Source organism: Vibrio sp. TRT 17S01 (assembly GCF_050113695.1).
Lineage (GTDB): Bacteria > Pseudomonadota > Gammaproteobacteria > Enterobacterales > Vibrionaceae > Vibrio.
In genome coordinates this window covers 1-18,517 of the sequence record NZ_JBNJOG010000016.1, presented here as the reverse complement: position 1 = coordinate 18,517, position 18,517 = coordinate 1, and the positions used below count along the sequence as shown (strand labels likewise).

12 protein-coding genes are annotated in these 18,517 nt (G+C 44.2%); 5 read left to right on the top strand and 7 right to left on the bottom strand.

Features of this window, described 5'->3' with window-relative positions:
- Nucleotides 1–7: 7 nt before the first annotated feature.
- From ACQEXS_RS18820 to zntR, 4 genes are all read right to left on the bottom strand, one after another.
- Nucleotides 8–7,246 carry an RHS repeat-associated core domain-containing protein gene (locus tag ACQEXS_RS18820; RefSeq protein WP_427014826.1) on the bottom strand — a complete coding sequence of 2,413 codons (7,239 nt, stop codon included), beginning with the start codon at nt 7,244–7,246 and terminating at the stop codon, nt 8–10.
- Between the two features lie 83 nt (nt 7,247–7,329).
- Nucleotides 7,330–7,698 carry a hypothetical protein gene (locus tag ACQEXS_RS18815; RefSeq protein ID WP_427014825.1) on the bottom strand — a complete coding sequence of 123 codons (369 nt, stop codon included), beginning with the start codon at nt 7,696–7,698 and terminating at the stop codon, nt 7,330–7,332.
- Between the two features lie 315 nt (nt 7,699–8,013).
- Nucleotides 8,014–9,588, bottom strand: a complete 1,575-nt coding sequence (cadC, locus tag ACQEXS_RS18810) for a lysine decarboxylation/transport transcriptional activator CadC (RefSeq protein WP_427014824.1) — start codon at nt 9,586–9,588, stop codon at nt 8,014–8,016.
- Nucleotides 9,589–9,755: 167 nt separating this feature from the next.
- Nucleotides 9,756–10,154, bottom strand: a complete 399-nt coding sequence (gene zntR, locus ACQEXS_RS18805) for a Zn(2+)-responsive transcriptional regulator (RefSeq protein WP_367987512.1) — start codon at nt 10,152–10,154, stop codon at nt 9,756–9,758.
- A 270-nt stretch (nt 10,155–10,424) separates the two neighbouring features.
- On the opposite strand from zntR, the gene purH reads away from it, so the two are divergent.
- A complete protein-coding gene (gene purH / locus ACQEXS_RS18800) occupies nt 10,425–12,017 on the top strand; it encodes a bifunctional phosphoribosylaminoimidazolecarboxamide formyltransferase/IMP cyclohydrolase (protein ID WP_427014823.1) in 1,593 nt (530 codons plus the stop codon).
- A gap of 284 nt (nt 12,018–12,301) precedes the next feature.
- On the top strand, nt 12,302–13,591 hold the full coding sequence (gene purD / locus ACQEXS_RS18795) for a phosphoribosylamine--glycine ligase (protein ID WP_427014822.1): 1,290 nt from the start codon (nt 12,302–12,304) through the stop codon (nt 13,589–13,591).
- Between the two features lie 53 nt (nt 13,592–13,644).
- On the opposite strand, the gene ACQEXS_RS18790 is transcribed toward purD, so the two are convergent.
- Complete coding sequence (locus ACQEXS_RS18790) at nt 13,645–14,340, bottom strand: DUF1481 domain-containing protein (protein WP_427011838.1); 696 nt, start codon at nt 14,338–14,340, stop codon at nt 13,645–13,647.
- 50 nt (nt 14,341–14,390) lie between these two features.
- Nucleotides 14,391–14,663 carry a nucleoid-associated protein HU-alpha gene (gene hupA / locus ACQEXS_RS18785; RefSeq protein WP_367987515.1) on the bottom strand — a complete coding sequence of 91 codons (273 nt, stop codon included), beginning with the start codon at nt 14,661–14,663 and terminating at the stop codon, nt 14,391–14,393.
- Between the two features lie 349 nt (nt 14,664–15,012).
- On the opposite strand from hupA, the gene ACQEXS_RS18780 reads away from it, so the two are divergent.
- Entirely contained in the window at nt 15,013–16,107 is a 1,095-nt protein-coding gene (locus tag ACQEXS_RS18780) for a CNNM domain-containing protein (RefSeq protein WP_427014821.1), read from the top strand.
- Nucleotides 16,108–16,137: 30 nt separating this feature from the next.
- On the opposite strand, the gene ACQEXS_RS18775 is transcribed toward ACQEXS_RS18780, so the two are convergent.
- Nucleotides 16,138–16,725, bottom strand: a complete 588-nt coding sequence (locus ACQEXS_RS18775) for a YjaG family protein (protein ID WP_427014820.1) — start codon at nt 16,723–16,725, stop codon at nt 16,138–16,140.
- Between the two features lie 69 nt (nt 16,726–16,794).
- Between ACQEXS_RS18775 and ACQEXS_RS18770 the strand changes: the two genes are divergently transcribed.
- The gene (locus ACQEXS_RS18770; RefSeq protein WP_427014819.1) at nt 16,795–17,721 is read left to right on the top strand and encodes a D-2-hydroxyacid dehydrogenase; all 927 of its coding nucleotides are present in this window, start codon (nt 16,795–16,797) and stop codon (nt 17,719–17,721) included.
- Nucleotides 17,696–18,313 (top strand): uracil-DNA glycosylase family protein, encoded by a 618-nt coding sequence (locus ACQEXS_RS18765; RefSeq protein WP_427014818.1) that lies wholly within the window; start codon nt 17,696–17,698, stop codon nt 18,311–18,313. Before ACQEXS_RS18770 ends, ACQEXS_RS18765 begins: the two co-directional genes overlap by 26 nt.
- Nucleotides 18,314–18,517: the final 204 nt, after the last annotated feature.

Below are 18,517 nucleotides of genomic sequence, written 5' to 3'. Positions count from 1 at the left end.
ACCTCAGTTATGGTGTATAACGATATTCATCTAAAGGTATATGACCAGCAGGATCTCTTCTTCCGCCTTGGACTGGATTTCCATTCTTATCGACATATCTGCCATTTCTCATGTCCCTAACATGTGGAACTCTAGAGTTGGCATGAGGATGGTCAGGAACCCCTTGTTCCACTCTTACGTTTTTGCGAGGGTTTGTTGGATCTGAGTATTTAACTCCACCTTTAGATTTTGATGAACGAACACGCCAGTTATCTGGAATACCCTCAGGTTTAACTCTTGTTCCAGGTTGTGGGCGTATACCTCTGCTCTCTAGCCCCTTTGTAACCCGATTCGCAACCCGATTCGCAATTCGAATCCCTGTGGCTCCATTACCAAATCCAGGAACTGCACCTGCAACAGATACAGCTGCATTGCCGATTTGCCCTCTACCTAAGTATACCGCAGCATTCAGTAAATCGGCACCAATACCAATGCCAGGAATTTGTCCTGCAACATCGAGCACTTCATTAACACCATCAAGGAAATCACTCCAACTCCAGCTTTCTTCTGGAACTTCTTCCGGAACCTCAGGCGCGTTAGGATCTTCTTCATCAGGCATTCCTGGAGATTTAGGTGTTGCTGGTGTCTCTGGTTCAGCTATAGATTCCTGATTTTCTTCTGGTGGGGTTGATGGTCTATCATCTCCTGAGCCGCTACCACCAGCACCTTCACCACCGCCGCTTGGAGGATTAGGGTCAGGCTCAGGATCATTATCGTCATTACCATTATCATTTTCTTTTGGCGGTTCATATTGGCCAAGCCCATCACCATTACCAGCACCTTCAACTAATCGATACCCTGTAGGATCAATGTACTTCAGTGGGTTATTCCACACATACGCATAACGGTTAAAGCTATTGGTAACAAATGGGGCTTGAACAATAGGGTCTGGGCTAATAAACCGACCTAATTCTTGATCGTAAACCCGCCCATTCATGTGCACTAGGCCAACTTCAACAATCTCTTCGTGTCCTGTATAGCCCCGGTTCGTGATCGCTTGCTGTACAACCTCAAGCGGCCCTTCTTCTCGCCAAGCCACTTTACGTTGCTTACCCCAAGTGTCGTAGCTTCGCCGCTCAACCACCAACCCATAACCATCAGTGATCATGTCAACGGAATTCAGCGCATCATAATGAAGATAACGTATTTGTTTATCTTTAAGAGCATCGTCCGCACCTTTGACTTGGGTATTCAGCGCAATGAGCTTCCCGTCTGCATAAACAAAGTGCTTGTGTTGTACATCCCCCGTATTGGTGTCAGTTACACGCTCGTAAGATTTACCAAAGTAGAATGTTTCAATTCCTTCGCTGGTTTTCTTCAAATAACGGTTGTGGTTTGCATCGTAAGTAAACTCAACGGTATTCCCATTACGAGTAATTTTGATTGGCTTATTAAATGGAGACCATTCCAACACTCGTTCATCTTCACTGACATTATCAGCAAAGGCTCTGAGCATATTACCGGCTTTATCGTACTGGTAGTTTAGGCCATTGGCTTTGGTTACTGCGTGTGGGCCTGCACTTTGCCCACTATAGTGATAATCACCAATCCCAGATTTGAAGGTAATGTTACCCAACTTATCGTATTGGAATGTGGTGGAACCAGAGAAGTCAGGGTTGTTTAAGCCATGTCTGTTTTTATCTGCCAGCGAGACATTATTGTTAACAACACGATCTAACGCGTCATAACTCCAAGTATCCGTAATCCCGAGCTGCTCGTCATAACGGTACGTCACGTTGTTATGATTATCATATCGGTATTCAATAAAGCGGATATTTCTTCCTGCGGTTGTACTGCCTGATAATTTAGGATCAAACAGCATGTTGCCTTTATGAGTGGTGATGTAGTTTGGTCTGCCAGTATTGGCATCGTGGTTGTAGGTATTGACCAAACCGTTACCTAAGGTTTCCGATAAGGTATGATCATAAGCATCGGTTTCTCGACGTTGCCAATAATATATGTAAGCTGGGTTATCTAATGAAGCTTCTAACTCTGATTGAGTCAGAATGGTATTGAGGTGGTCAGCTTGGCTCGCTTGCTGTGTGTTGGCACAATCAGTACGTAAAGATGCATCAATTTGTGTCCCACCAAGCTGGTTGGCAAAATCACAATAAAGGCCACTCAGTTTGGCTACTTCCTCAGATAAGTTAATGAGTTTGCTTGCAAGCTCGGTATAAAACTTATAGCTACTACCCGCAATGGTTGCGGCTTCAGACAGATCGTCTGCTGCAAATAACAATTCCTGACGTGTATCGTTATCAGCCTTCGCCACGTAAATATCTCGTTGGCTCATGAGATCTTTTTGCCCGTTGCCATCATAGTCCATGAGCAAGAAGTCATGCGCTGCGGTCAATGGCAAACTGTTAAACTCACTGGCACTAACAGAGTGAAGCGTCGCAGTATAATCTCGGATACCGGGCTTACTGGTATTAGCAAGTGTTGTAGTTAACTTGTAAATGGCTCCTTCTAAGGTGATATCTAAAGGAATGGATACGTCATCGTGCAAAATAACCCACGTCGCAGGGCGAAGGAAGCATTCTCCTTGCGTATTACACCATTGTTTGTAGCGATAACCATTGCCTAGTAGTGCTTGGGATGAGGTATCTAGGTTGTGAACGTTAACGGTTTCACGTTCATACTCTGCCGCCTTGTTGGCAAAGAAGCTTTCTTGAGTAGCGTAACGTTCTGCTTTCGTTAGATACTGTTGGGCTTGTGCAATAGCCTGATTCAAAAGCTGCCTAATATCTTCACGGAAACTGGCGCTAGTAAATGCGTCATCCGCGTAGGTTTTCGGGCTACGAACAGCTGAAACATAGCCGTATGGGTTGTAAACATATTCAACAGCCAGACGATCACTACTATTTTGTGTTCTCAGCAATGTCGCTGTGCCTGCTAATGTGGTATCAACCCCATTTGGCCTTACTTCTCTCGAGACACGTTCGTAATCATCATAAAAATAGTGTGTGCTGAACTTTTCATTGTTCACACGAACTGTAATTTCTTCTGATAATCCCTGAGCATTGTAGTAATAGTCGGTTTGATTCCCGTTACCGCTGAAGCCAGATAGCGTTCCAATTGCACCACGCTCATCATATCGCCATGTCGAAACGCTTGTACCATCTTTCTGCTCAGTTTTACGTCCTAACGCATCGTATCTAATTGTGGTTTCTACCCCATTAGCATCGCGCTTGTATATCAGCTCTCCGGCAGCATTGTAGGTGTAGTACCATTTCCCCATATCCGGGTCATCAAGATAGTTACGATGGCCTAAGTTATCGTAGCGAATATGTGTGGTATTGCCGTCAGAGTCTGTACTGGTGCGGAGTTTGCCGTCTGGGTAGTAGTTGTAAGTTTGGAATGCGCCAAGAGGTTCATCTTTTCGAAGAATATGTCCCAACACATTGGTTACAGTGCTATGACTATACCCTCGCGCGTCTGTAATGGTGGTTTTATAACCATCATATTGAGTTGTAAATTCAGCGCGACCACCACGGTTTGCAGGCTCTGACTTCGTTATTTCTCGATTCAAAGCATCATAACTAAACGTGACATATGGGGCAGGAGTTACGGCACCAATAAATTGAGGACGAGTCATTCGAATTTTGCGTCCATCACGGTCCCAGATTGTGTCTGAAACAACTAACTTGCCACTAAAACCAGAGTGAAGCTTACGAACCTCTCTACCAGCATAGTCGAAATGAGTAATGATTTGCCCACCGGTTGCTGGCTTTGTAACAACACAGCTTACTGTTTGTGACGTTGCATTCAGGCACTTATCTGCAAGCCAATACTCTGTATTGTTAATATTTCCCTTGCCCGGTAGGGTTTGGGTTCTCTGTCTTGAGTATTCATCGTAGGTAAAACTGGTCTTTCTCGCTTTTAAAGGGCTGGTACTTTCGGTAATCAGACCTTGAGCGTTATAAGAGACATTGGTTGTATGCCCTTTGGCATTCGTGAGTGATGAAACAGTTAACCCTTGCTCGTCATAGCGGGTGTTGGTTGTTCGCTCAGGTAGATCAGTACCTGAGGAGCTTTGCTTCGTAACATTTCCCCATTGATCATATTCAAAACTTTGTGTGATTGATTTAGCACTACTGCTTAAAGAACCAGACTCATAATCAGAGCTAGTTGTGGTACTACTTTGCAAGAAGCCGTTTGAGTCGTAATTTAACTGATTAACTACAGTGCGGCTAAGTGGCGTAATGCCTGAAAGATCTTTGATTGTCGTACTAGATTCTTTCACAGCGCCAACTTGCCAGAAGTTGTCACCCGTTTCACTTACTAACTCGGTACGCGTTAATTTAGTGGAACTAAACTCCATATTCCCGTCACCATCTGAGTCACTATAAGTGTAACTACCACAAGATACAGGATTAGCAGAATTAAAGGCTGATGCGGTAGTTTGAACCAGTTCACCTTGATAGGCCGTCAACCCATCTAAATCAGTATGGTGTGACGTAACTTGATATTTGTAATAGTCATTGTATCGCTGTAATACCAAAGGAATATCAACGTCACTATGAATCAAAACAATATGGTCATTCGGTTTAAAATAAATATCCCCGTTGGCGGCGCAATACTTATTTAAACCCGCTTTATAACCAGAAAGCAGCTGAGGTAGATTACTAATATTACTAACACTTGTTATGTCATAGATATGGTGGTTTTTGTTAACCCCTGTCGATACATAACTAAATTCGCTGGAAGTTTCAAACTTTCCAGCCCCTTCTAGATCACTAGAAATAACGGTGCTTTCATGTGTTAAGTTACCAAAGCGATTTAGAGTTCGGCTTTTTTCCTCTAGCTTTTCTACCTGCCCCTTCGTTAACCCATATTTTTTCTTGGTTACCTTGTTCGCATATATCTGATAGTACTTCGCGTTGTATCCATCACGTGTCGTGACGTTATATTCATACTGCGTATCAGATATTAACGTGTCATTTTTAAAAACTTTAACTTGGAGAGGTTTACCATTAGCTAGGAGTTGATTGTCTTGGACAAATACCGTTTCTACTTTGGTTGTAACTTCACCGGAAATGGTTTTAGTGATCTTGTTAAAACCCAGAAAACCATGACCTTTTTGATGGCTTTTTGCACCTTGATACTGGTAACTGTACGTTGTTTTTCCGTAGCCCTTCGGTGCTTTTTCGAATGATGCCACTAAGTAGCGCTTTGGTGTGACATTTTTAACCGGATATGAACCTACACTTGATGGCTTGGTGTATACACTTTCATCAACTGCCGGTTTATAGTTAATAGTAAATTCAACGCCGACTTCTTCAATCGTTGTTATCTTGTCTTGTGCGTAGGCGGTAGAGTGCTTTATATGTGCGTTCGTATGATCAATAACACTTTCACCAGCCAACGCTATATTTGAACGTGGTTGCAGTACTGTCGCATCTGCCAGTACTACATCTGACTGTTGTTGCAATACTGTTGTATCTGCACGAGTCAGAATATCAACCCATCCATCTCCATTAATATCTTGCGTCGAAAATATTTTTTCTCCAGCATTTAGAAGGACAGTATTACCAATTGTGCCATTTACATTTTTATAGAATGACTGGTTATACCCAAGTTCTGGGTAGCCATCATTATTAATATCAGCAAAATAGATCGAGTCTTCGTGGCTAACCTGATGGTTTAGTTTTTGTGGTGCGGTATATGCCACACCATTAAACAAATACAGATATAAATTGTCAGTTGTTGTGCTCGACCCCATCACTACGTCTAAATAACCATCGTTATTGACGTCATAAAAAGCTTTTAGCACCCGTCCACTAGCAGAAGGAAGTGTTTTTAACGAACTCCCAGTTATCTGATAACGGTAACTACCATTTGGAATATCAAATTTATGCTTATCAGCAATCCCATCACCATTAATATCGACTGCCGAATAGCCTGATTGCGCCGACTCAGTGCCATTCCCATTGAAGTCACCGTAATTGACACCATTAGAACCATAACGACACAGCTCTCCTGAGCAAGCGCTAAACTGACAGTAGTTCCCGAAGCTTCCGTTACCATCTGAAAATGATGATGCAACGTTTGAAGTACAGGTATCTCTAGCAATACTCGGTGAAAATGTGTTCCCAGTTAATGCATATGACGTTAGCCCGTTATATAGTTTCCCACTAAGATCTTTGACATTCATTTTGCCGTCTGCCTGGGTAGATACCGTGCCATAAACTTCACTCACGCCATCCCCATCATTATCAAAATACCGAGGGGCTTTAAAGCCAGTGCTTACTGCGCTATTTAGGCTTACTTTATCGCGCCCGCTCCAGCTGAACTTTATGTCGGTCGAACAACTAGACTGTGCGCAATACTTTAAGGATTTGATTTGTGAGCGAGAAGTACCAGCAGAATACTGATATGTGACTTTATAGGAACCAATTCTACTTCCTGCACTGTCATAAGTGCTTACTTCCGATAAACGCTGATTTCGTTTTAAAAGTGAACCGCCGAGATACTGAGTTGTGGCATCACTTCGACTTTCATAAACAAACTTAACTTTACCCCCGACATAACTCATTTCATTGATACGATGTGTACCATTTGTGCTGTCTTCCGCATAAGAAATATTGATGTGGTTTTGTTTGCTAGTGTCGGTAATTTTATTGACAGCCCATTTATACACATGCGCTTGCCCTGGCAGCTCAGCGCGAGAATCCGCAGTAGCGCCATATTCGTAAACAGAGCCATCCTTACGCCAAATTTTAAAATAGGAAGGACCGTTGCCTGAGCGACCAAAAGAGACAATTTTCGAATAGCCGTTATTTTCTAAGCGGTATTCCGTCAGGTTTTCCCCATCTCTCCCTGACACCGCAATTAGCCTTTGCCCATCGAGACAATAACGGTCATCAGCATTAAAGTTAACGCCGCCCCAACGACCATCTTTGGCTAAGTTTTTACCACAACGTGAAATATTGGAAAGCCCTCCAATGCTCCACCCCATCCCCATAGGACCATTGGGTGAATCACTTCGGTATTCCAGAGATAAAGAGGGTTGATGACCAGCACGCCCAGGCGATACGGAAAGCGGCAAAGAGTAAGTCGCTTGTCCGCCAGACGCTGCAAATTCACCAGAAAGCTGAATGGCTTTATCTGCACTTGGCGTTAGTGCTTGCACTGAAGAAGAGGAAATTGCCAAAAGTAACGAGGCAATACAATGGATGTAGATACGATATGTTGGGGAATTTTTCATATTAAACCACTGCTTATAGACTCCTTCTTCCTGAAGGAGTGTTATTTAAATAGACAGAATTTTTGCCGCTGAATAGATAATTTTTATTGCGACTGTAGCTTTTCTAATCGTTTTTTAAGCTCGACAAGCTCGTTCGGAAGAGGGTGCTGTTTGTTATCAATATTACGTTGTGAAAAGTCCTCTAATTCTCCTTGAAGCAAAGGCAAATTAGGGTTTTCCGCGGTAACGAGCCCATGCGCAACCACTTGTTGTAGTTGAATAACTGGCGATGGGAAGTTTGCATCTGAGCTAAGTTGGGGCTCGGTATGGGTTTGTACCATTTCAGAGCGCTCCACAGGAGCATCAGATGATTCGGAAAGATCAGGTGACGACGTTGTATTGATATAGTGAATCAGCGTGAACGAGGTTATCAAGAGCAACAAAACCAAAATTAAGCCTTTGATTTTATTCATTAGACAACACCAATATATTGTTATTTAGGCACGCTACCGCCATTCATAATTAAATGAAATTCGGACATTAATATTCTTGCAACCTATGAATATCACACAAAATCATCAAATCAATAATAACAAGCAAACAAAACGAGCTTCATCACATTAAAAGTCATTAAAAATAAGCACTTAGAATGACGTACCAATTAATAATAGATTTGAGTGATGAGTAATAAGGTCTAATTGGATGTTTAAATGAGGGAAACAAACAAGCCTCTGCGAAGCAGAGGCTTGATACAACAACGAAGCACTGTAATCGCTGATGACTACTAATTAAATAACACGTACCACGGAAGGGTGTACTGAACGATACATCGCATAATCTATCGCTTTGAGGTTACTCGGAAAAACAAGGTTCTCGCATAACATGTAGGTTTCAATTGAAGTATCAATGTAAAACGCTTCACTATATGCTTCACTCGCCCCATCAATATCTCCGGCCAACTCGTTATGTTTGCCCTTCAGTACATAAGACAACACTGAATCCCGTCGCTTTAACGCCCGTTGTAAGTATTGTTTTGCGGCCACTTGGTTCCCATTGACCGTTTCATGCAATGCTAATGCTTCGAAAATCCGTGGTTGGATATTACCCGCTAAGCGATAACTGCCTGCATCGAGTTCAGAACTTAGCGTGTTGATCCGCTGTTGCGGTAATGGCTGGTTAGTATCTAATGCATGTTGAACATGGTAGGCGATCAGCAATTCAGCTTGTACATATAAATTGTCCGGCTCTATGGTTGCGATCTGCTCCATCAACTCAATACCATGGCGGAACTGATCCACATCGGAAACATTGAGATAGTGATTCGCCAGAACAAATAACTCCAATGCTTTTGAGTCAGTAGGTAACCCTGCATTGAGGACGTCTGCTTTGTGCTCAATATTATCGACTTTCAATACGTGCATTAAGTCCACTGAAGCTTGGCGCATCACCGAAGTCAGGTGACTGCGGGTCAAGGCATATTGACGGCTGAATAAGACCGACTCTGACGAGTTATTACGATATTCCACTTCAAGAAAATGGCTGTCCCCGTCATTTTGTACTCGAACAATCACCGATTTTCCGGGGATTATGCCTGATGTAAATGCCGTTTTATGCAACATGACTCGATAGTTGCTCACCTGCGTAATATCCGACATCAGTTTTTGTGCAATCCCGTCAGCCAATTCATCACTTAGACGATCTTGATGTAAATCGTCTTGAAATTTGAATTCAATAAGATGGGTATCAATGACCTGAGTGATCTTGACTTCGGATTGCTTGTAGGTGAACAGTCCGGTCGCGATGATCAGTATCGAAATCCAAATCAAGTTAATTAAACCAAGCCACCAGCGATTAAGCTGACCTGTGCTTTCTCGCTTTTTCTTTTGATTGTCTTTCGATAACTGGCAAACGGCGCGCGTTAATGGCCCAGCTGGAAAAGTTATATCTGAACCTGCAGCAACAGCTTGCATTTCTATCTCTGGGGTCGTGACCAGCTCAGCTACGGGTTCCAGTACACGTCGATGATGAAATGCTTCCGCTGGCAACCTCTCAACATCTGCCACCAACTTATAACCCCGCTTGGGTACGGTAACAACGTAATTGAGATTTTCTTCCCGTCCATCACGCAATAGTTTGCGCAGTTCGAAAATAGATTGAGTGACCACTTGGTCGGTCACGATAGCACCATCCCAGACATACTGGATCAGCTCTTCACGACAAAAGACTTCACCAGCATGCTGCGCGAGAAAGTGCAGTAAGTTAATAAGACGCGGTTCAACACAAACCTCCCTGTCCTGTCGATACAGCTTATTCTCATCAACGCTCAATACCCAGTCGTTGATCTGAAAATAGACTCCAACCATGATGAATCTCTCGTATCTGTAGGACGGAATCGACCCAGCATTCGGCAGGAATAATTATGCGAGTCGACCAAAGGCGAGATTATAAGAGGGATCGTGCGCTGAACCTATTAAAGCAAGCCGTTAAAAATGCAATCTTAGGTTAAGAAAACCAAGCAATAGCTCAACGATTATTCAAGTGCGGCTAAAATGGAACAATGGCTGGCATCATCATTGTCATGACCACAACATGCATCATTGATCTTCTTCAATGCACTTCGAATTCGGGTGAGCTCGGTAATTTTTTGATCAATCAGTGCCAGTTTTGCCGATGTTATTGCTTTAACCTCAGCACAGCTATGCTCTGTCGCTTCCAGTTTGATCTCCAAAAGCTCTTTGATCTCTTCCAAACTCAACCCTAAATCCTTCGCTTTAAGAATGAAGCTAACCTGCTTTTGATTCTCATCACTGTAGAGCCGGTAACCTGACTCACTGCGACCAGCCGGGTTTATTAACTGATTCTTTTCATAAAAACGCAGCGTATCTGTGGTAACACCACATCGCTTTGCCAGTTCGCCTATCTGAAACATAAAGGTCCTTATTAACTATCTCGTTACGTTTTACGTCATAAATCGAGATTTTTGCAATTATTTTTGAGATGCCAAACGATTGCGCGAGCTTTTTTGTAATAAATTAGTTAGAATGTGCGCCATCAAATTGGGAGCCTACTTTCTAACCATCCGGTGATGTTGAAAAGGTCTTTACCAAAACTGGCCAATATTTTACCCCAAGAGGTAAAAACAAGTTCATTTTTGGCAAATATCTTTAGTTTAACTCCATGAATTTGAGGAAATGGAAGCATGAACAACGCTCGTCCTATTCGCCGTGCGCTTATCAGCGTATCAGACAAAACAGGTATTGTTGAGTTTGCACAAGCTCTTGCTGAGCGCGGTGTCGATATCCTATCTACTGGCGGTACAGCTCGCCTGCTTGCAGAGCAAGGCATCGCAGTAACCGAAGTCTCTGACTACACTGGTTTCCCAGAAATGATGGACGGTCGCGTTAAGACACTTCACCCGAAGGTTCACGGTGGTGTGCTAGGTCGTCGTGGTCAAGATGATGAAGTGATGAAAACGCACGGCATCAACCCAATCGACATGGTGGTGGTAAACCTATACCCATTTGCGGAAACGGTAGCAAAAGAAGGTTGCACTTTAGCTGATGCGGTTGAAAACATCGATATCGGTGGCCCAACTATGGTTCGCTCTGCGGCGAAAAACCACAAAGACGTAACTATTGTGGTGAATGCACACGACTATGAACGTGTTATCGCTGAAATGGATGCGAACGACAAATCTCTTACGCTTGAAACCCGCTTCGACCTCGCTATCGCAGCATTTGAGCACACTGCGGCTTACGATGGCATGATCGCTAACTACTTCGGCACTATGGTTCCATCTTACGGTGAGAACAAAGAGGGTGACGAAGAGAGCAAATTCCCTCGCACTTTCAACCAGCAGTTCGAGAAGAAACAAGACATGCGCTACGGTGAGAACAGCCACCAAGCAGCTGCATTCTATGTTGAAGCAAACCCAGAAGAAGCATCGGTTTCAACCGCTCGCCAAATCCAAGGCAAAGCCCTTTCTTACAACAACATCGCTGACACTGACGCAGCCCTTGAGTGTGTGAAAGAGTTTAGCGAGCCAGCATGTGTGATTGTTAAGCACGCGAACCCATGTGGTGTGGCTCTAGGTAAAGACATCCTAGAAGCATACAACCGCGCTTACCAAACTGACCCAACATCCGCATTCGGCGGCATCATCGCATTCAACCAAGAGCTAGATGCTGAAACAGCAACCGCTATCGTTGAACGTCAATTCGTTGAAGTGATCATCGCCCCTTCTGTTTCTGCTGAAGCGATTGAAGTGGTTGCAGCGAAGAAGAACGTACGTCTACTTGAGTGTGGCAAATGGTCAACTAAGACAACTGGCTTTGACGTGAAACGCGTGAATGGCGGTCTACTAGTTCAAGACCGCGACCAAGGCATGGTAAGCCTCGATGACCTTAAAGTGGTTTCTAAGCGTCAACCAACAGCAGAAGAGCTGAAAGACGCGCTATTCTGCTGGAAGGTAGCGAAATACGTGAAATCAAACGCGATTGTTTACTCTAAAGGCGATATGACCATTGGTGTCGGTGCTGGCCAAATGAGCCGTGTTTACTCAGCGAAAATTGCCGGCATTAAAGCAGCTGATGAAGGTCTAGAAGTTGCAGGTAGCGTAATGGCCTCTGATGCGTTCTTCCCGTTCCGTGATGGTATCGATGCAGCAGCAGAAGCTGGCATCAAATGTGTGATTCAACCAGGCGGTTCTATGCGTGATGACGAAGTTATCGCTGCAGCAGATGAACATGGTATGGCGATGATCTTTACTGGCATGCGTCACTTCCGCCACTAATTTTCTCTTCGTATTTGGCACTGTGACGTCGTTAGCTGCTTTTGCCCACCCCGGTCACATAGCGGGTTATGCTCCCGGGGATGGGCTCAATTGTTGCCTAGCCACATCACCAACTACTTTGAGTAAAAGTATTAGTAATTTTTGAGATACCTAATCTAAACATTTTTATTTTAGAGCAAAGCCATATTGTTAAGGTCAAGGAGAGCTCGCGGAGTTTATAACTATAAATGAGCAAGCTCGACACAGAGATTAGCAATATGGCGCAGCTATCAAAGGATAAATAAATGAATGTATTAATCATTGGTGCTGGCGGTCGAGAGCATGCTTTAGGCTGGAAAGCAGCACAAAACCCAAACGTTGAGACAGTATTCGTTGCACCTGGTAATGCAGGTACAGCGCTTGAGCCAAAGCTTGAGAACGTAAACATCGGCGTTGAAAACATTTCTGAGCTGGTTGCTTTCGCACAAGAAAAGAAAATCGAGCTAACAATTGTCGGCCCAGAAGCACCACTTGTGATTGGTGTGGTTGATGCCTTCCGTGAAGCGGGTCTACCAATCTTTGGCCCAACTCAAGCAGCAGCACAGCTAGAAGGTTCTAAAGCCTTCACTAAAGACTTCCTAGCGCGTCACAACATCCCAACCGCCGCTTATGCAAACTTCACTGAGATTGAACCTGCATTAGCGTATGTTCGCGAGCAAGGTGCGCCGATTGTTGTTAAAGCAGACGGCCTTGCAGCAGGTAAAGGCGTAATTGTCGCGATGACGCTAGAAGAAGCAGAAGACGCAATCAAAGACATGCTGGCTGGTAACGCATTCGGTGAAGCGGGCAGCCGCGTGGTAATTGAAGAATTCCTTGATGGTGAGGAAGCAAGCTTCATCGTTATGGTGGATGGCGCAAGCGTGCTACCAATGGCAACCAGCCAAGACCACAAACGCGTAGGCGATAAAGACACTGGCCCTAACACTGGCGGTATGGGCGCATACTCACCAGCACCTGTGGTAACACCTGAAATCCATGAGCGTATCTTAGAAGAAGTGATCTACCCTACGGTACGTGGTATGGATGCCGAAGGCGCTCCATACACGGGTTTCCTTTACGCAGGTCTGATGATCGACAAAGAGGGTACACCAAAAGTGATCGAGTACAACTGCCGCTTTGGTGATCCAGAAACACAACCTATCATGATGCGTATGGAATCAGACCTTGTTGAACTTTGCTTGATGGCGATCGACGAGAAGCTAGATGAAGCAGAATCTAAGTGGGATCCGCGCGCGTCTATCGGCGTTGTCCTAGCGGCTGGCGGTTACCCTGCTGACTACGCAAAAGGCGATGTTATTTCTCTACCAACAGCAGAAGCTGAGGGACAGAAAATTTTCCATGCAGGTACCGCAAACAATGCAGCGGGCGATGTCGTAACTAACGGTGGCCGCGTATTGTGTGCAACAGCATTAGGAAATAGCGTCTCAGAAGCTCAAGAACGCGCTTATGCCCTTGCAAAGCAAGTAAGCTGGAATGGTATGTTCCATCGTAATGACATTGGCTACCGTGCGATTGAGCGCGAACAGCAAAGCTAACACTAAGTGTTCTATACGTATTCAAGAAAAAAGGCGCTATACGCGCCTTTTTATTATTCTTCAAGTAATTGAGGAGGTTCTATGCAATCATGATCATCGTCGGCCAACATCAACAACTCTTCAACAATGACTTTATTGGTTCGGGTCTTACCCAAGAAAGCAACATAGCTATCTATGCTCGACAATCGATTCACCACAAAGCTTGGCAATGTTTGATTAAACTCGATTTTTTCATAGCTTTGACCACTACAAGTTTCAAAGTTAGCGCCATCCCAATACCCCTGTATCAGCTCAAGCCCTTCTTTATCCTGCTTTTTAGTGACGTTCGCTGTCGCATTCGCTTCTTGAACGTAACGTTGCAACTGCTCTTGATTCAAAGGTAATACTTTCCCATCAACACGGTACTGCTGATAAACCGCTTCACCTTCTTTGTTAAAGCGTACATGAACCCGGTATGGCACCATACCGCGCTTGCCTTTCGCTTGTTCGCCTTCACGAATCAACTCTCGAACACGATTCTCTTCCCAGCGATAATCCGTGTGATACCAGCCATAATCCCCTGAAGCGACATAGTCAGCAGAGGCTAATGGGGAGCCTAAAGACTCACTAAACCAATAGAAACTGACCGCATCTCCCATGTTCTGGCCACCAGAATATTGAGAAATTTGCGACAAATTGGAAGTTGGGACAGTGGATGAACATCCAAGAAGAAAAGAAGTGATTAGTGAAGGTAAAAGAATTTTTTTCATCATAAAGAAACGAGTACGCCAGAATGAATAAATCACTCTGGCGTCAATTATTATTTCACTGCGTCTTTCAGAGCTTTACCAGCTACGAATGCAGGAACGTTTGCAGCAGCGATTTGGATTTCAGCACCAGTCTTAGGGTTACGACCAGTACGAGCTGCACGGTGGTTTACTTTGAATGTACCAAAACCAATTAGTTGAACTTGGTCACCCTCTTTCAGTGCATCAGTCACACCTTCAAGAGTTGCTTCAAGAGCAGCTTTAGCTTGTGCTTTAGATAGATCTGCTTTCTCTGCGATAAAGTCGATTAATTGGGTCTTGTTCATTAGGTTTCCCTTCTTATATGTTATCGAATTCATCTCACTCTAAAACATAAATGCCCCATCTGGCAAAGGTTTGTAAGCGATCTTTCGCTTTCATGACGTACTTTTAACCGTAATATGAGCAATAACTCACAATTTGTTACTCGACCGATTAAAAACAAAGCTTGTATTTTAGGTAAATTGACCTTATTTATGGATCGCCAACAGACCGAGAAGCCTGATATTTCGGGGCTGTTAGCGAACACTATATACCCAAACCAATAATGCCCAGGCATACCGGTAACTGCTAAAAAGAGCAAATAATTGCACCGGAGCAAAGTTAGGTCGCGGTATCAACTTCCATAGGACTCATATGTTTCTGTTACTTGCGTACGTCAGCATTGCCATTGGCGTATCTTTTATTTGTTCAGTACTAGAAGCGGTACTTCTAAGTATCACTCCTAGCTATTTGGCTCAGCTGAGGCAACAGCAACATCCGGCAGCCGACAAGCTGACAAAACTGAAAGCAGATATTGACCGACCTCTGGCTTCGATACTGACATTGAACACCATTGCTCATACCATCGGTGCTGCAACAGCAGGGGCACAAGCTGCCGTTGTATTTGGTAGCGAGTGGTTGGGCGTATTCTCTGGCGTATTGACCTTGGGAATTTTGGTGCTTTCTGAAATCGTACCAAAAACCATTGGTGCAACTTATTGGCGTCAATTAGCGCCAGCGGCAGCAACAACATTGCGTTGGATGGTTTGGGCTCTAACGCCTTTTGTCTGGTTCTCAGAACAAATCACAAAACGCTTAGCGAGTGGTCATCAAGCACCAAAAATGCGTGATGAGTTATCTGCTATGGCAATTTTGGCGAAAGAAAGTGGTGAATTTGCAGAAGGTGAGTCAAAAATCCTGAATAACCTTCTTGGTATCCAAGACGTTCCCGTGACGCAAGTCATGACGCCGCGTCCAGTCGTTTTCCGCGTTGATGCAGAAATCACAATCAACGACTTCCTCAGAGAACATCGGGACACACCATTTTCCCGTCCTTTGGTGTATAGCCAAAGCACGGATAACATCATTGGTTTTGTTCACCGATTAGAACTGTTCAAACTTCAGCAATCTGGCTGTGGTGAAAAGCAACTTGGGGCAGTGATGCGCCCTGTGCACGTGCTGCTTAACACACTTCCACTTCCAAAAGCATTTGATCAGATGATGTCCCACCGCCTCCAACTGGCAATGGTGGTCGACGAATATGGCACGGTACAAGGTATTCTTACGCTAGAGGATATATTTGAACATCTACTTGGCGAAGAGATTGTCGATGAAGCCGACAAAGCGACAGACATGCAAGAGCTTGCTTTTGAACGCTGGGAGAAGTGGAAGAAAACACACGGTGTAATAGAAAGCCGAGACGATGACGAGAATGACCTTCAACCTGCCGAAAAGCAGTCAGAGAATTAAGTAAGAAGGGAGCCTTGAGCTCCCTTTCTATCAAATCGCGATACCGATATTGCTAACCCCTTCTTCTCTCAGTTCCAAGCGAAGATCTTTGATCAGGTCAATATCGCGCTCTTGCGCATCTTTAAGTGGCCGAAAAATTGCCCACTGAACATCCCACTCAGCACATAGCGCTTCATTTTCTTTTTGGTTGTCATTTGTTATTTCCACACCCGTTTGTGCTTCTTCAAGTTGTGCCACAGTCACTACCGATTGCTGACTCACTTTGTGCATGTTGTCATACAGATCATCGCGATCTAGCAAACCATGTAATAACGTTGAAAGCGCGACACACGCGTCAATAGCAGGGTAAACACCGTAGAAATCAAAATCCTCCGAGCTAGGGATGATCTCTTCTAGCTTCTCTAACTGACGTTCAAAGTTCACCTTCGCATTTTTTACCGTTAAAAGCTCCCAAACACTGTCGAGAATATCGCGATAAATGCGTGCCTCAGCGAATTCCGTATTGTCACAGAACATGGCATAGTTAGGGTACATGCGTTCGCATAAGCAGGCCATGAACGTAATTTGTTGCCATGGTTCGAACTTTTCAAGACGAAGCTGGAGTGGATTCTGTAGCATAGTGACTCGTTGGTTGCAGAAAATACAGCGGAAGTGTACTTGATAACCAGTAAGGAAAAAAGTAAGCCAATGAACTATTTCACACATACCGTTTATATACTGACGGAGCAAAATGAAAAGTACCGGCAGTTACTTGAGCAATCACAGCTTCCAGATCTAAAAATTACTGACTCACCTCACGAAGCAACTATTTTGCTTGCATCGCCGCCATTGGCTGCTCAAAGACTTGCGGACTTCCCTAAACTCCAATGGCTACAGTCTATCTATGCAGGCGTTGATGCACTTCAACAGGTCAAAATTAGTCAGAATTGCCAAGTGACAAACGTAAAAGGGATCTTTGGACAGCAAATCGCTGAGTACGTACTAGGAAATAGTATCGCTTTTTATCGTCACTTCAGCACTTATCAACAGCAGCAACAAAGCAAACAATGGCAGCCTCATGATTATGAGTCGTTAAATAATAAAATAATGGTGATACTAGGTACTGGTTCTATCGCTTGCCATCTGGCTAAGGTCGCGCAAGTGTTTGGCCTTGAAGTCATCGGCATCAACCGAAGTGGTATCCCTCCCAAAGAGTCGCCTTTTTCGCAAGTGTTTCACGTTCAAGAGCTAAAATTGGCATTAAACAATGCCAATATTCTGGTCAACACACTCCCTGCAACTAGTGAAACTCAAGTTCTGATTGATATCCAGATACTTAAAGAATGTCAGGGTACGGTTTTATTTAATGTTGGACGTGGCAGCGTATTAAAGGAACAAGAACTTCTTCACGCATTAGATATGGGCCACATAGCCCATGCTTTCCTTGACGTTTTCCGCCAGGAGCCACTTAAACCAGAAGATGTTCTTTGGAATCATCCTAACATCACTGTTACACCGCATATTGCTGCATTGAGCTTCCCAGAACAGGCATTCGAGGTCTTCTCAGAAAATTACCTGCTGTGGCGTGATGGCTTTAGCCTGATGCACAATGTCGATCTCAGTAAAGGGTATTGAAGGTTTGGAACAACTATTAAAACAGGTCAGAATGTGCAAAGTATGCGACCGAAATCTTCCTCTTGGCGCAAACCCAGTCATTCAAGCGAGCCCGACTGCACGATTACTCATTATCGGCCAAGCGCCAGGAACACGTGTCCATCAAACATCAATTCCTTGGAATGATCCAAGCGGAGACCGTCTTCGAGATTGGCTTCAGCTGGACCAAGACGATTTCTATAACAGCCAAAATATCGCCATCATGCCGATGGGCCTGTGTTACCCAGGAAAAGGAAAAAATGGCGATTTACCCCCAAGAAAAGAATGTGCTCCACTCTGGCATCAAAAAGTACTATCGATGATGCCGCATGTCGGTATGACATTGTTAATTGGCCAATATGCGCAAAATTACTATTTAAATAAGAAACCTAAAACGCTTACTGAAACGGTGAAACAGTGGCAAACCTGGGCTCCCTCGTACCTACCTCTTCCTCATCCTTCACCAAGAAACACACTTTGGTTAAAGAACAACCCTTGGTTTGAGGCAGAAGTACTCCCCTTCATTCGAGAATATGTTCATAGCTACTTAAAGCTAAATGAACCTAAGAAATAGCATATCTGTTAAGGTTTGAAAAATGGAGGAAAGGGGCAGGACGCTTACGCTCAAGACGCATCATTTCCTAAAAAGAAAAATCGATATGCCTAAAACGACAAAACCCAGTCCGAAGACTGGGTTTCTAAATAAGTGGCGGAGCGGACGGGACTCGAACCCGCGACCCCCGGCGTGACAGGCCGGTATTCTAACCAACTGAACTAC

What these genes read in the sequence shown, in the direction of transcription:
- zntR (WP_367987512.1), bottom strand. Translation starts at nt 10,154, where the DNA reads ATGTTTCAGATAGGCGAACTGGCAAAGCGATGTGGTGTTACCACAGAT.
- ACQEXS_RS18790 (WP_427011838.1), bottom strand. Translation starts at nt 14,340, where the DNA reads ATGAAAAAAATTCTTTTACCTTCACTAATCACTTCTTTTCTTCTTGGA.
- purH (WP_427014823.1), top strand. Translation starts at nt 10,425, where the DNA reads ATGAACAACGCTCGTCCTATTCGCCGTGCGCTTATCAGCGTATCAGAC.
- ACQEXS_RS18780 (WP_427014821.1), top strand. Translation starts at nt 15,013, where the DNA reads ATGTTTCTGTTACTTGCGTACGTCAGCATTGCCATTGGCGTATCTTTT.
- ACQEXS_RS18775 (WP_427014820.1), bottom strand. Translation starts at nt 16,725, where the DNA reads ATGCTACAGAATCCACTCCAGCTTCGTCTTGAAAAGTTCGAACCATGG.
- purD (WP_427014822.1), top strand. Translation starts at nt 12,302, where the DNA reads ATGAATGTATTAATCATTGGTGCTGGCGGTCGAGAGCATGCTTTAGGC.
- ACQEXS_RS18820 (WP_427014826.1), bottom strand. Translation starts at nt 7,246, where the DNA reads ATGAAAAATTCCCCAACATATCGTATCTACATCCATTGTATTGCCTCG.
- hupA (WP_367987515.1), bottom strand. Translation starts at nt 14,663, where the DNA reads ATGAACAAGACCCAATTAATCGACTTTATCGCAGAGAAAGCAGATCTA.
- ACQEXS_RS18770 (WP_427014819.1), top strand. Translation starts at nt 16,795, where the DNA reads ATGAACTATTTCACACATACCGTTTATATACTGACGGAGCAAAATGAA.
- ACQEXS_RS18815 (WP_427014825.1), bottom strand. Translation starts at nt 7,698, where the DNA reads ATGAATAAAATCAAAGGCTTAATTTTGGTTTTGTTGCTCTTGATAACC.
- ACQEXS_RS18765 (WP_427014818.1), top strand. Translation starts at nt 17,696, where the DNA reads ATGTCGATCTCAGTAAAGGGTATTGAAGGTTTGGAACAACTATTAAAA.
- cadC (WP_427014824.1), bottom strand. Translation starts at nt 9,588, where the DNA reads ATGGTTGGAGTCTATTTTCAGATCAACGACTGGGTATTGAGCGTTGAT.